Annotated in this window: 15 protein-coding genes; 13 read left to right on the top strand and 2 right to left on the bottom strand. The window is 62.1% G+C overall.

All coding sequences use genetic code 11. The features are described from left to right. The first annotated feature begins 20 nt into the window (after positions 1 to 20). From Q0I65_RS05165 to Q0I65_RS05120, 10 genes are all read left to right on the top strand, one after another. Complete coding sequence (locus Q0I65_RS05165) at positions 21 to 1262, top strand: CpaF family protein (RefSeq protein WP_366513228.1); 1242 nt, start codon at positions 21 to 23, stop codon at positions 1260 to 1262. Then, entirely contained in the window at positions 1232 to 2209 is a 978-nt protein-coding gene (locus Q0I65_RS05160; protein ID WP_296060723.1) for a type II secretion system F family protein, read from the top strand. The genes Q0I65_RS05165 and Q0I65_RS05160 overlap by 31 nt, the downstream gene beginning before the upstream one ends. Beyond that, a complete protein-coding gene (locus Q0I65_RS05155; RefSeq protein ID WP_296060720.1) occupies positions 2209 to 3138 on the top strand; it encodes a type II secretion system F family protein in 930 nt (309 codons plus the stop codon). The genes Q0I65_RS05160 and Q0I65_RS05155 overlap by 1 nt, the downstream gene beginning before the upstream one ends. Before the next feature lie 20 nt (positions 3139 to 3158). Continuing rightward, positions 3159 to 3380, top strand: a complete 222-nt coding sequence (locus Q0I65_RS05150; protein ID WP_296060717.1) for a hypothetical protein — start codon at positions 3159 to 3161, stop codon at positions 3378 to 3380. Then, positions 3377 to 3619, top strand: a complete 243-nt coding sequence (locus Q0I65_RS05145) for a hypothetical protein (protein WP_296060714.1) — start codon at positions 3377 to 3379, stop codon at positions 3617 to 3619. The genes Q0I65_RS05150 and Q0I65_RS05145 overlap by 4 nt, the downstream gene beginning before the upstream one ends. A 38-nt stretch (positions 3620 to 3657) precedes the next feature. After that, positions 3658 to 4131 (top strand): TadE family protein, encoded by a 474-nt coding sequence (locus Q0I65_RS05140; protein WP_296060712.1) that lies wholly within the window; start codon positions 3658 to 3660, stop codon positions 4129 to 4131. Beyond that, positions 4121 to 6268 (top strand): molybdenum cofactor biosynthesis enzyme, encoded by a 2148-nt coding sequence (locus Q0I65_RS05135; protein ID WP_296060709.1) that lies wholly within the window; start codon positions 4121 to 4123, stop codon positions 6266 to 6268. Before Q0I65_RS05140 ends, Q0I65_RS05135 begins: the two co-directional genes overlap by 11 nt. Continuing rightward, positions 6268 to 6732 (top strand): hypothetical protein, encoded by a 465-nt coding sequence (locus Q0I65_RS05130; protein ID WP_296060705.1) that lies wholly within the window; start codon positions 6268 to 6270, stop codon positions 6730 to 6732. Before Q0I65_RS05135 ends, Q0I65_RS05130 begins: the two co-directional genes overlap by 1 nt. Beyond that, on the top strand, positions 6732 to 7256 hold the full coding sequence (locus Q0I65_RS05125) for a hypothetical protein (RefSeq protein ID WP_296060704.1): 525 nt from the start codon (positions 6732 to 6734) through the stop codon (positions 7254 to 7256). Before Q0I65_RS05130 ends, Q0I65_RS05125 begins: the two co-directional genes overlap by 1 nt. Positions 7257 to 7599: 343 nt before the next feature. Then, positions 7600 to 7950, top strand: coding sequence for a hypothetical protein (locus tag Q0I65_RS05120; protein ID WP_296060702.1), 351 nt, complete (start codon positions 7600 to 7602; stop codon positions 7948 to 7950). Here Q0I65_RS05120 and Q0I65_RS05115 read toward each other — a convergent pair. After that, entirely contained in the window at positions 7947 to 8291 is a 345-nt protein-coding gene (locus Q0I65_RS05115) for a LysR family transcriptional regulator (protein ID WP_276997833.1), read from the bottom strand. The genes Q0I65_RS05120 and Q0I65_RS05115 overlap by 4 nt on opposite strands. Positions 8292 to 8340: 49 nt before the next feature. Further along, a complete protein-coding gene (gene thrC / locus Q0I65_RS05110; protein WP_296060699.1) occupies positions 8341 to 9921 on the bottom strand; it encodes a threonine synthase in 1581 nt (526 codons plus the stop codon). A 277-nt stretch (positions 9922 to 10198) separates the two neighbouring features. Between thrC and Q0I65_RS05105 the strand changes: the two genes are divergently transcribed. From Q0I65_RS05105 to Q0I65_RS05095, 3 genes are all read left to right on the top strand, one after another. Further along, positions 10199 to 10483, top strand: coding sequence for a FeoA family protein (locus Q0I65_RS05105; RefSeq protein WP_277012178.1), 285 nt, complete (start codon positions 10199 to 10201; stop codon positions 10481 to 10483). A 158-nt stretch (positions 10484 to 10641) separates the two neighbouring features. Beyond that, entirely contained in the window at positions 10642 to 10881 is a 240-nt protein-coding gene (locus tag Q0I65_RS05100; protein ID WP_158048828.1) for a FeoA family protein, read from the top strand. 145 nt (positions 10882 to 11026) lie between these two features. Beyond that, a complete protein-coding gene (locus Q0I65_RS05095; RefSeq protein ID WP_296060693.1) occupies positions 11027 to 13657 on the top strand; it encodes a ferrous iron transporter B in 2631 nt (876 codons plus the stop codon). Positions 13658 to 13735 lie beyond the last annotated feature (78 nt).

Here is a 13735-nt window from a genome sequence, read left to right as displayed (position 1 = left end):
GCGATGAAATGCTCGAGTGGTTGAAGGGGCGGGTTCGCGAGCAGCTTCCCGCTGACGATATCGCCTCGCTTGCCAAGGGCAATCCCGAGCGGGCGCGCAACGAGATCCGAGCGGTTTGCCGGGCAGCGTTCGAGGGAAGCGGCCGCTTCGATACTGGCCTTGCGGAGCAGGAAGCGCTCGCCGACACTCTGATTGATTCCATGCTGGGCTTCGGGCCTCTCGAGGCGTTTCTTGCCGACGAGTCGATAACCGAGATCATGGTGAACGGTTCGCGCTCCCTGTTCTACGAGCGCGAAGGCGTCTTGCATCGAAGCGAGTTTTGCTTTGCAAGCGATGACGAGGTGAGGATGCTCATCGACCGCATCATCGGCCCGCTCGGCAGGCGAATCGACGAGTCGTCGCCTATGGTGAACGCCCGCCTTGCGCAGGGGCATCGCGTGAACGCCATCGTGCCTCCTCTTGCGCTCGATGGCCCGATGCTCACGATCCGAACATTCTCCTCGAGGGTCATCACCTTGCAGGACATGGTGGAGAGCGGCTCTGTGGAGCGGAGCGTGCGGCGCTTGCTCATCTGGGCTGTTCGAGCTCGCAAGAGCATCGCTGTTTCCGGCGGAACGGGAAGTGGCAAGACGACGCTGCTTAATGCCCTTTCTTGCCATGTTCCCCCTGATGAGAGGATTATCACGATAGAAGACTCCGCCGAGCTGCGCTTTTTGGAACATCCTCATGTCGTGCGCTTAGAGGCTCGTCCGCGCAATGCGGAAGGGGTGGGGGAAGTCACTATCCGCGATCTGGTCGCGAACGCGCTGCGCATGCGCCCCGACCGCATCATCGTGGGCGAATGCCGCGGCGGCGAGGCGCTCGACATGCTTTCCGCCATGAACACGGGGCATGAAGGGTCGCTTACAACGCTTCATGCGAACTCCCCGAAGGAGGCGATTTCTCGCTTGGTGACCATGGTGCGCTTCGTTGCCGATTTGCCCGTCGACGTCATCGAGTCGCAGGTTGCGAGCGCTTTCGACCTTATCGTCCAGACGGCCCGCGGTGCCGATGGCTCGCGAATGGTGTCCCAAATTGCGGTCATTTCCCCAGGAGAGGGCGGCAGGGGCTGCGCAGTCGAGCCGATATACCGGCGGGATATCTGCGGCGAGGAGGGCACATGGCTCGCTGCGCCTGAGTGGGTGGGTGACTTGGTGAAGAGGAGAATTGCAACCGACGAGGAGGTGTGCTCATGGAGGGAAGCCTCGCTTTGCGCTCTGTAGCGGTTTTGGCGGCGTTTGGCTGTGCTCTCTTCTTGATGCATGCCATTTTGGGAGTGCTCGGCAAAAGGCCACGTGCCGCCGCATACTCGATCGGGTCCGAAAGGGGCAAATCGGGTTGGTTCTCGTGGCTTGTTCGCAACGGGGTGGGAATCATGCGTCCTGCTGCGCGGCTTGCGCTAAGGAGCGCGAAGGTGCGCGCGACGGGCGAGAACGTTCTTGCTGCCGCAGAGGGGCGGGGGTTTGCGGCAACCGAGGAATCGGTGCTGTCGCTCGTCCTCGTCGCGATGCTCGTCGTCGGAGTGGGCGGAGCTGCGCTCACCGCAGCTCCGATATGCGGCGTGGCCCTCGCCTTCTGCGTTGCGGCGGCGTGCGCGGTTTGCGCGAAGAGCTCGGAGGACAAGCGGCGCGAGCGTATGCGCGAGGCCGTTCCCGACGCATTGCGCTCGATGGCGGTGTGCTTTCGGTCGGGGCAGTCGCTTCTCCAGACGATGCAGCAGGTCGGGGCTGCTACGAAAGGCTCTGTTGGGGTACTGTTCCAGCGCGCAGCTCACCTTCTCGAGACGGGCGGCAGCACGCGCGAGGCGCTCTCGGTTTTCCAGGGGAGGAACTCGGTCCCCGAGCTCGCCTTCGTTTCCGTTGCGCTCGACGTGCAGCATCAAACGGGGGGGAGCATGGAGCGCGTGCTCGACGCCGCGCGGGAGACTGTCGAGGGCGAGCTCGAGCTCACACGCTCGCTTCGCGTCCAGACCGCCCAGGCAAAGCTTTCGGCCCGCATCGTCAGCGTGATGCCGATTGTCCTTGTCGCGTTGTTCTCGCTGGTGAGCGAAGACTTCCTCGGCCCTTTCTTCTCGAGCTTCGCGGGGATGGCGCTTCTGTGCATCGCCGTTGCCATGCAAGTCGCGGGCATCGTGTCCGTGCGCCATATGTTGAAAGTCGAGGTGGAGTGATGGTTGCGGAAAGCGGTGTCGTCGCGGTGCTTGCGGGTGTCGGGGCTTTCGGCGCGGGGCTCGTCGCGTCTGTCGAGGCCGTTCGAGCGCGCGAGAAAAGCCGAGCCGCAGCGAGGCGCCGTGCTTCCCTCTCGGGGGAAGGGACGGCTGCCTCTCGCGAGGGCAAGGGCATCTCGGACGGGGTGATCTCATTTGTCGAGGCGCGAAGCCGCGTTGCGAAGAAGCGGTCTGCCCGCCCGGTTTCCCCACGACGGGAAGAGGCCCTTGCCCAGGTAATTCGACAGGCGGGGTTGGCCTCGTCAGCATCGATCGCTGGGTTTTGTGACGCGCGGCTTCGCTTGACGCTCTACGCAGCCGCCGCAGGTGCTCTTCTCGGGTGTTCGCTTTCCTCGGAGCTTGCCGTTCTGCTTGCGGCGGCGGGCGGGCTGTGGGGCTGGTCGGCCCCGAAAAGGGCGCTTGAGAAAAGAAGGAAGGCGCGGGCAGAAGAGCTTGAGCGGCATCTTCCCGAAATGCTCGAGGTGGTCTCGCTCGGTTTGAGGAGCGGCTTGTCGTTCGATAGGAGCCTTGACGTGTATCTGGACCATTTCGACACGCTGCTTTCCCGCTCCTTGGCATCCGCTCATCAGCAATGGGCTTTAGGGCTGGCTCGCCGGGACGACGCGCTTCGCGGTGTCGCCGAAACCTACGATTCGGCGCTTTTCGCGCGGGCGATCGAGTCCGTGATCCGATCTTTGCGCTACGGCTCCTCGCTTGCTGAGGGGCTTGAGGCGACGGCGCGCGAAGCGAGGGCGTCGTATCGCGCGCTCAAGCAGGAGCAGGTCGCGAAGGCGCCGGTAAAGATGATGGTCCTGACGGGGACGCTCATGCTCCCCGCGATGCTCATCTTGGTGTTAGGGCCGATGCTGCTTGAGCTGGTCGGCGGGTTTTAGAAAGGAAAGGTGGATGCAGGATGATGTTCATGAGAAGGGTGCGCGCCGAAATCGGCCAACGTGCGATAGGCGCATGGTGCGCGGCGAAGGCGAAGCTTGCCTGCGAGAAGGGGCAGGGGACGACCGAGTACGCGATTCTCGTCGGCGTGCTCGTCGTGATCGCGATAGTCGCCATAACCTTGTTCCGGCCGAAAATCCAGGAGCTTTGGGATGCGATCGCAAACGGTATCAACGGGCTGTGACGGCCCCGAGGGCGAGGGCCGACCTCGCGCCCCTCGCCGACAAGATGCGATCGGAGCGGGGGCAGGGCACGGTGGAATACGCTGTCGTGCTCGTCGGCGTGCTGTGCGCAATTATGGCGCTGGGCATGCTTGCCAAGGCGATGGGGGAAGGGCTGTTCGTGGAGCATGCGCTCATGTCGGCTTCCCATCACCTGCAGCTCGCGGCTTTAGGGTCGGTGGCGGACGTGTTCGCGTTCTAGTTTGCAAGGTATTTCGCGAAGATGCTGGTCAGGCAACCGTGGAGGCGGCGTTTGCGCTTCCTGTCGCGCTGGCGTTGGTGATACTGCTCGTGCAGCCGGGCATCTTGCTCTACGACCGCATCGTCATGCAGCACGCCGCCGCGGAAACCTGTCGTCTGCTTGCGACGACTCCTGAGGGGGACCCTTCGGGGGTGTGCAGGGCGTTCGCGCTCAGGCGGCTGGGCGCGGTGCCTGAGCAGGATTGCTTTCACGTTCACCAGGGAGGTTGCACGTGGGAGGTGGAGCTTGAGGGCGGCGAAGCGAGCGATACGGTTCGCGTGCGCATTGCGACGAAGGCAAGGCCGCTGCCGCTTATCGGGGTGGGGGCCCGTCTTTTGGGGGTAGTCAACGATGGCGAGGACTTCGAAGTATCCGTCGAGGCGTCGGCGCCTGTGCAGCCGACTTGGGTGGCTGATGCTGCGGCGGGAAGGTCGCCCTCTGAATGGATTGGAGCGTGGGTTGATGAGGCTTAGGCTCAAGGGCGGGCGCGGTGCCTTCTGGGATGACGATGGGGGATTCTCGACGCTTGGCATGGCGATTGCCCTCTTGGTCACGTTGTCCCTCGTGTTCTCGGCGGCCCAGGTGTATCGGGTCTCTTCGGCCTCTGCGGACATACAGGACGTCGCCGACGCGTGCGTTCTTGCGGCGGAGGGCGAGGTTGCAGAGTTCATGATCGCCGTTCGCGTGTGCGACGCCGTCGTGCTCTCCCTTTCGCTGACGAGCGCCGCGATGTTCGGCTTGGGCGTCGTTGCGCTCTGCGCTCCACCTGCAGCAGATCTGGGGATCGAGCTGGTGAACCTGGGGACGAAGGTGCTTCAGTCGAGGAACGCCTTCGCCGAGCGTGCCGCGTCGGGGCTCAATGCCCTCCAGGAGGCCCTGCCGTTTCTTGCGGCGGCGAGCGCGTATGCGACGGCGAGCTCAAACTCGGGCGGTGTCATGGCTGCGAGCTATCTCGGTATAGCGATGCTCGTCCCCGCAGAGGGGGAGCGGATCGAGGTGGGGTCGTCGAAGGCGCTCTCCGATGCCGCTGACGCTGTGTCCGAGGACACCGAGTCGCTCAAACAAGCTTCTGAAGAGGCGGAAGAGGCTGCAAAAGAGGCCTTCTCGACAAAGGAGGAAGGCTTCAAGCGCGATTGCGGCGATGCGCCTGCGTATTGCATGTACGAGCGCGCCGAGGCCCTTTCGAACATTTCCCCAACATCGAATCCGCTGTTCCGCTCGGTTGATGCGTGGTCGTTCTCCGTCGCCCTCGATCGTGCGAAGGCCTATTACTCGGCGCGCCTTGAAGACGAGGCTCCCCAGTCTTCGGCGACAGAGGAGCAGGCCGAGTCCGCCTTGCGCAAGGTGTTCTACCGCTTCGCGCTTGCCGAGGTGTCGCGCGGGTTCGTGCTCGACACGGGAGATTCCTTCGACGCCTTCTTCCCTTTGCTCCCTAAGAATACGGCGGAGATGAAGGCCACAAGGCTCTATACGGACCTGGTGTTCCCGCTTGGGAAGGACTCATCGGGTGCGACGACGCTTCATGCGTGGGAAGGTTGCCCGAATGCGTCTCCTAGTATGGGCACGGCTTCGATCGCCCAGATGGAGGCAGAAAACTACCCCGTGTGCGACGTCTGCCGCTTCACCGCCTCGAGCCTTGGGAGGGTAGCCGCCGCATCGAGCTCCATCTCGAACGGCTTCGAGTACCACTACGGCGCCGTGGCACGAGCTGCAGCGGATTACACGGCAGCTCGCGAAAAGCAGGATGAAACGGCGAAGGAGGTGAAGGGCAAAGCCGGCGGCCTGCTCGAAAAGTGCAAGGAGGCGCTCTCTGAAATTGGAGGAATGCGCATCGATGCGAAGCCTCCTGGATACAAGGGGGCCATCTCGATGGTTGTGAACCTCGTTGCGGCGCCTGCGGATACTGGCTTCGCGAGCTCGTTTGTTGAGGGTTCGTCCTCGCTCGGGACGAGAGCCGCCGTTTCCGGTGCAACGTTGCTCGAGGAGGACAGCGAAGAGGGGCGCACGGTCGTCTCCTCGCTCCTCGACAGCCTGGCCGAAGACGGAGGAGCGGCTGTTGGTGCTGCAAGGTTTGCACTCGACGTGTGGTCGCGCGCCCTTCGCGCTTACTGCGATGGGCAAGAAGCAATCGACAACGCGATTCGCCATTCGCTCGATTCGTTGCCGCTCGCAAGCGCAAGCGGTTTGGGCATATGGGCGGCAGACAAGCTTGCGAGCATCGTCGAAGCGGCGGGGTTTGCGCCCGCGAAACTGGATGCGCTCAAACCCGTTCTTGTGAGCACGGGGTACGTTGCCGCGTCTGATTCGGGTACGTTTTCTGCCAACTATCAGGTGATTCGCAATGGGGTGCTCTCGACTTCGGGCTCGTCGGCAAGCTTGTTTGACTCTCTTGTCGGGAAGGTAGAAGACGAAGCGCTTCGAGCCCTTGAGGGTGCGGACGGCGCAATCGAGATCGTCCAAGTAGAGTTTCCGCTTGGCGGTGGTTCGGTTCCCATAACCATCACGCTACCCGATTCGGTGAGGCAGGCGACGGGAGGGTTGGTGAGCGCGGCGGCGGATGCGCTCCGCGGGGTTGTTGCGAGCGTTACCGGCACGAGGGTGTGGCACTGATGGGCGGGCTGCAAAAAGAAAGGTTCGGCTGCTCGCGCGACGAGCGCGGGCAGATGACCGTCGAGCTCGCCGTGATGATCCCGGTGCTCGTCGCTATTGCGGTGATCGCGATGAACGCGATGCTCTTCTTCTCGGAGTGCGCCGCATTCGACAGGCTTGCCCGTAATGCGGTGCGCGTGTTCGCGACGTCTCCGGCATATGGCGAGGACTCGAACCAAAGCTGCGCCGCTGCACTTGGCGCGATCGAGGAGGGAATGGACATTGCGGACAAGGACTACCTGGAGGCAAGCGTTTCGGTGGCGAGCGAGTCGTTCGGGCAGAAGCGCTTCCGTGCGACCCTTCGCTTCACTCCGACGCTTTTCGGCATGGGCTTGAAGTCCTCCGTTTTCGGCGTGTCGCTTCCGCAGTTGGAGCATTCGACGGAGTTGGTGGTGGATGTCTACAAGCCGGGGGTGCTGTTCTGATGGGGCAGGGGCATCGGGCGCTTGCCGCCTTGCTTTCGATCGCGGTCGTCATCGTGCTCGCGATGGCGATCGACGACGGGCTCGAAGTCGCGGGTGCGGCGACGAAGATGGGCCGCGCGCTTTGGGCTGAAGACGCGGGAGACCAGGCGAAAATCGCGCTCGGGGGCGGCCCTGATTCGAGCGACGGCGATGCTGCGGTGTCGCTCGCGGGCGAGCAAACGGGAATCGAGGCGGTGCCCTCATGGTTCGAGAAAGAGCTCTTCTCGCTCGGCGGGGCTAAGTCGGTGCGGGTTTCAGGCGGGGGCGGGGTCGTCGGATTCTCGTGCGTACATTCGGCGGAAAGCGAGTTCTCGCAGATAGAGGGCGAGCTTGCGCGCAAAGGTTGGGTTGAATCGGAAACGGGCATCGAGGGGTGCTCGGTCTTTGTGAAGGAAGGGGGCGTGTGCCTGTGGGCGATGGTGTCGTGCGTACCTATGGGGGAGGGCTCAAGCGTGGTCGTGCAGTGCGCGATAAGCGAGGATTGAGGTCGGGCGATCGCGCCTGGTCGCGGCTCATGGTGGCGACGGACGGCCCGTCGAGGGCGCGCGGGCTGCTTTTGCGGCGCAGGTGCAGCGAGCCTTTGATTCTCATGCCGTGCAACGACGTGCATACCGTCGGCATGGTTCGAAAGCTCGACATCGCGTTCGTCGATCGCTGCGGCGTCGTGCTCGAATCGTATCGCGCAGTGGGTCCGATGAGGCGTCTGCGATGTCCTCGTGCGGTGGCGACTATTGAGCGCTTTGCCGAATGCGGGGCATGGTTTTCGGAAGGGGACCGCGTGGGGCTTGTTGCCTATGCGGCGCAAAGAGAGCGGAAAGGACCAACAAGATGAAAGTGTGCCCTGTGTGCAAGGCGCGGGTGTTCGACGATATGGATACTTGCTACGGATGCCTGCATCGATTCGATTCCCCCGATGCCGAAGAGGCGCATGGGGGTGTGTTCGAACCGGAGGAGCCGTCGGATTGCTCGGGAAAAGCCCGCGATTCGGTCGAAGCCGAGGAGAAAAAGAAAGACGCACGCCCTGTGGACGTGCGCCAAGAAAGCAAAGCGGATGCGAAATCGGCTACGCGGGACCTCGTACTCCATATCGCGGTGCCGGAAGGCGCCGCGGGCGTGCGGGTTGCCGTCGATTTTGCGGGATGCGCCCCAGCTGGGCGGACGAGAGCCGCCGATGCCTAGTCGACGAGACGGTGGAATTCCTTCTCGGCTGCTTCCTGAACGCGCTTGGCGATTTCAAGATAGGAGTCGAGAAGCTTGTTACCCTCATCGGTAAGGCTGCTCCCGTGGGCGCCATCGCGATTGAGCAGCTGGATTTCCAAGGCTGCTTCGGTTTCCTTGATGATGCGCCAGGCCTTGCTGTACGCCATGCCGATGCTCTTCGCGGCGGCGTTCAGCGAGCCCTTCTCACGCACGCCGAGGCACAAATCGGCGATGCCGCGGCCGAACACCGATCCGCTCTCGGAGTCCGGGTTCTTGATGGAAAGCCTGATGGATGGAGTGAGGTTGGTAAGCTTGCTCATGGGTTCCCCTTTTTCGACGGTTTTCTGTTTGCCTGTGGTTTCCTGATTGTTAGTTTGTCTTGCCGAGAAAAGCCGCTGCTGCGTGCTCGATGTCCTCGGTCGAGTTATCGATAACCTCTTCGAAGCGCACGTGCGCCGCGTCGAGGGATGCCAGGTTGGCGGGCACGTTGTGCTGCCCGGTCTCGTCGGCGATCAGCTCGTTGAGCTGGCATCCCGAAAGCGCAGCAGCCTCTTCGGGAAGCGGCTCTCCGGGCGCCATGCCGTGAAGCGCGCGATACACGTTGTCGCCGAACTTCGCCCAATGGGCCGTGCTCGCGATGAGCACGGGGTTTTCGCCGCGCAGCTGCTCGGCGACCTTGTAGGCGACCGCGGTGTGCGGGTCGATGAGATAGCCGTTGGCGTCGAAGACCTCCTTGATGGTGGAAAGGCAGGTCTCATTGTCGACGGAGTCGGCCGCGAACTCGGCGCGCACGGCCGCGAAGGTGTCGGCATCCACGCGGAAGCATTTCTTCTCGCGCAGGTCGGACATCCAGCTGCGAACCGCCTCGGCGTTGCGCCCGGAAAGCTCGAACAGCTGGCGCTCCAGGTTGGAGGACACCAGGATGTCCATCGACGGCGACGGCGTCAGTGCAAAGTCGCGCTCGGAGATGTCGTAGGTGCCGGTGTTGATGAAGTCGGTGAGCACGCGGTTCTCGTTGCTCGCGCAGAAGAGCATTTCGATCGGGGTGCCCATGCGCTTGGCGTACCATGCGGCGAGGATGTTCCCGAAATTGCCCGTGGGGACGCAGACGTCGATCGGCTTGCCAGCTTCGACCTTGCCCTTGGCAACCAGCTCGGCGTAGCTCGAGATGTAGTACACGATCTGGGGCATGAGGCGCCCCCAGTTGATGGAGTTCGCGCTCGATAAGGTCACGTTGTGCTCAGAGAGCAGCTTCTCGGCGTACGCCTCGTCGCCGAAGACGTTCTTCACGCCGGTCTGGCAGTCGTCGAAGTTGCCGCGCACGCCCCAGACCTGCACGTTGTCGCCGGTGGTCGTGACCATCTGCTTGCGCTGAATGTCGCTCACGCCGCCATCGGGGAACAGCACGCCGATGCGCACGTGCTCGGCGTTCTTGAAGCCTTCGAGCGCGGCCTTGCCCGTGTCGCCCGAAGTTGCCACCAGGATGAGGAAGTCGTGGTCGAGTTCCCCGCGTTCGCGAAGCACCTCGGCGCTCGCGGAGAAGAAGCGGGGCAGGCATTGCAGTGCCATGTCCTTGAACGCGCTCGTGGGGCCATGCCACAGCTCGAGCACGTGGGTGTTCTCATCGAGCGAGGTGATCGGGCAGATGCGCTCGTCGTCGAACTGGTCGCCGTAGGCGCTTTCCATAAGCGCTTCGATGCGCTCGGTCGGCAGGTCGACGCCGAAGGCGCGGTAAACCGTGGCGGCGCGCTTGGAGTAGGGCATTCCCGCCAAGCTGCAAATCTCGTCGATCGAAAGTGCCGGCACGTGGGCAGGGACGTAGAGGCCGCCTCCATGGGCCAGGCCGTCAATGACCGCCTTTGTGAAGGGGACGGGGTCGCTCACGAGGCCGCGCGTGTCGGAATAGAAGTTCTCGTTTACGCCTGCAGCCGGGGCGAAGCTGTCTTTCATATTGCAACCTTCCGCGTTCAGATAAGTCATGCTTACTATACTATCTGCGAAAACATCTTAAAGGGAAATTATCCGCAATTTTTGCAATTCAACCATTATCGCAACCTTCGCTTTGGCGTCTGGCTCTAAGGCGTTTCGTAACGAAAAATTAACCACGGCGAATTATGGAGATTAGCCGAAGGAAACAAAAAAGTTCACCAAGGCTTCCAAATCGAGCCAGAGATGGCATATGATAGCTAGATGTTAACCGCGGTTAGCAAAGAAAGACGAGGTAGCTATGATGCAGGAAGCAATGGCGATGGACAAAGGCATGAGCACCGCAACCGTTGCGGGACCTTCCATGGCGCAGATGCCGCTCACCTTTATGAAGACGGGCGAGACGGGCACCGTCGTCAAGGTTCGCGAAAAGGGCGATGTGCTCCATCATCTCGAGAATCTTGGCTTTGTCGCCGGCGCTGAAGTGAAGGTCGTCTCCGAGCAGGCGGGCAACTTCATCGTCGAGGTCAAAGGTGCGCAGGTCGCACTGAACAAGCAGGTCGCGCAGCGCATCATCACCCGTTAGTTTTCGTGGGCGGGCGCACTTTCCGCAAAGGGGAGTGCGGCAGCCCCGTGAAAAGCTAAAGCCACAGCAAAGGGCGCATTGCGTCCGTTTCCGCAACTGCGCGGAAAGCTGCGGCGACAGGACGACTTTTGAGACAGGAAGGAAAAGGAGGAGAAGCTATGGCAGAAGCAGGTCAGGACAAGACGCTGCGCGATGTCGCCATCGGCGAGACCGCCACGGTGCGCCGCCTTGTGGGCGAAGGTGCCCTCAAGCGCCACATCATGGACATGGGCATCACCAAGGGCGTCGAGGTTTTCGTTCGCAAGGTGGCGCCGCTCGGCGATCCTATCGAGGTCACCGTTCGCGGCTATGAGCTTTCGCTGCGCAAGAGCGAAGCCGAAAGTGTGCTCGTTCTTTAGTTCGAGCAGGGCCTTTGCAGGCCTTTTTCTTTGCTTGGCGGTTAGTGTCATCTAACTTATCGAAGCGACCGCACCGACCCTTCAGGGTGCCGCCGTTTCGGCGAAGCAGCAAAGGTAAGCATCGTTGATTTTGGAAAGGTAGATCATGGGAATTCGCATTGCGCTTGCCGGCAACCCGAACTGCGGCAAGACGACCATGTTCAACGACCTGACCGGCGCCAACCAATATGTTGGCAACTGGCCTGGCGTTACTGTTGAAAAGAAGGAAGGCAAGTACACCAAGGACAAGGACGTCACGGTTACCGACCTTCCCGGCATCTATTCGCTCTCGCCGTATTCGCCCGAAGAAATCGTCGCGCGCGACTATCTTCTCGATGGCGACCCGGACGTCGTCATCAACCTGATCGACGCGACCAACCTGGAGCGCAACCTGTATTTGACCACGCAGATCCTCGAGTTGGGCCTGCCTGTGGTCATCGCCCTCAACATGATGGACCTCGTCGAGAAGAACGGCGACAAGATCGACGTCGACAAGCTCTCTCGCGAGCTTGGATGCCCGATTGTTCCCACCTCGGCGCTCAAGGGCCGCGGCATGGACGAGCTTGTGAAGACTGCGATCGAGCTCGGCAAGAAGGGCGTTCCCGCTGCGCCGCAGATCCGCTTCTCCGACGAGATCGAGACGGCGCTCGCGAAGATTATTGACGTTCTCGGCTCGCGGGTTTCCTCCGCGACGGCCCGTTGGTTCGCCATCAAGGTGCTCGAGGGCGAGGAGCGCACGATTTCCCAGCTCAAGCTGACGGACGCCGACAAGAAAACGGTCGACGCCATCCGTGACGCGCTTGAGGCCGAGCTCGACGATGACGCAGAGTCTATCGTGACCTCTGCCCGCTACGATGAGATCGCCAGCGTCGTCGACGACACGGTGAAGAAGTCGACCAAGGGCATGTCCACCACCCAGAAGATCGACCGCGTCGTCACGAACCGATTCCTCGGCCTGCCGATCTTCATCGTCATCATGTTCTTCGTGTACTGGCTGGCCGTCTCTGTCGGCGGCGGCGTTGTGACCGACTGGGCCAACGACGGCATCTCCGGCGACGGCTGGCTCTACACCGGCGGCGAGGCGTTCGACGAGGCCACGGCCGAGTACGAAGACGCCCAGGCGCAGATTACCGCCTACGTCGAGAACATCCTCGGCGAGGACGAGGTGTCCGGCCTTCCCTCCGATGACTCCCAAGAAGTGATCGACGCGCTGGTTTTGGCCGAGCCCGAGGCTCCCGAAGACGCCACCGACGCCGACGCTATGGCCGAGTACGAAGACGCCGTTGCCGAGTACGACGATGCTCAGGCAACGATTGCGGCGTTCGACGAAGAGGCCCAGGCCAAGCACGCTGTTGCCACGATGGAGGTCGAAGGCGACGACGGCGAGGTCGAGGAGCAGGCGATCACCTTCGCCGATTACCGGGCTGCTCTCGAAGTCGAAGAGCCCGACCCCTCCGATGGTTCTTGGGGCCTGTGGATCCCGGGTCTTGGTGCTATCATTGGCAATGCCCTTGAGGCAGCCGAAGTCGCCCCGTGGCTCCAGTCGCTCGTCATGGACGGCATCGTCGCAGGTGTTGGCGCCGTTATCGGCTTCATTCCGCAGATGGTCATCCTCTTCTTGCTCCTTGGCTTCCTGGAGCTGTGCGGCTACATGTCCCGCGTCGCGTTCATCATGGACCGCATCTTCCGCAAGTTCGGCCTGTCTGGCAAATCCTTCATCCCGATGCTCATCGCCTCCGGCTGCGGCGTGCCCGCCGTCATGGCAACCAAGACGATCGAGAACGAGAAGGATCGCCGCATGACGATCATGACCACCACCATGATCCCCTGCGGCGCGAAGATGCCGATCATCGCCCTCGTGTTCGGCGCGATCGCGTCCGGCAATTCCGACGCCACCTGGTATGTCGCCCCGATGTTCTACTTCATGGGCGTCATTGCGATCATCCTCTCCGGCATCATGCTGAAAAAGACCAAGCTCTTCGCCGGCGAGACCACGCCGTTTATCATGGAGCTTCCGCAGTACCACATGCCGGGCGTGAAGAACATCCTGCTCTCGATGTGGGAGCGCGTGAAGGGCTACATCATCAAAGCAGGTACCATCATCTTCCTGTCCACGATCGTCATCTGGTTCCTCATGAACTTCGGCGATGCGGGCGAAGGCTTCGGCCTGCTTGATTCCGAGGCGCCCGACTACATGGAGTACAGCCTCATGGCGGGCCTTGGTAACCTGCTGGCCTGGATCTTCGCGCCGCTCGGCTTCGCGAACTGGCAGGCCACTGCAACTGCCGTCACCGGCCTCGTTGCGAAGGAAAACGTCGTCGCGACCGTCGGCATCATCACCCAGCTCGGCGACTTCGGCGAGGCGGACCCGCAGCTGTGGTACGGCTTTGCCCAGATGCTTAGCGGATCGACCGCTGCGATCGTCGCCTTCTGCGCCTTCAACCTGCTGTGCGCGCCGTGCTTCGCGGCAATGGGCACCATTCGCCAGCAGCAGCGCTCGGCTAAGTGGTTCTGGATCACCATCGGCTACATGTGCGGTTTTGCCTGGTGCGTGGGATGCATGCTCTACCAGTTCGTTGGCCTGGCCTTGGGAGAAGTGAGCTTCGGTATCTGGACCGTGGTTGCCATCATCATCGCGGCGCTCATGCTCTTCCAAATCTTCCGTCCGATGCCGAATTACGACAAGAAGGACGAAAAGGTTGCTCGCAAGCTTGAAACCGAGAATGAAGCGGCGTAAAGTATACTGAGAGTAACTTTCGGGGATGCGTTTTCGGGCGCGTCCCCGATATCAAACCGCAAGAAAGGAGGCGCACCT

The organism is uncultured Ellagibacter sp., from assembly GCF_934643285.1.
In the GTDB taxonomy this organism is placed as follows: domain Bacteria; phylum Actinomycetota; class Coriobacteriia; order Coriobacteriales; family Eggerthellaceae; genus Ellagibacter.
Note: the sequence above shows the minus strand (reverse complement) of the source record. Positions and strands in the feature narration are given on the sequence as shown.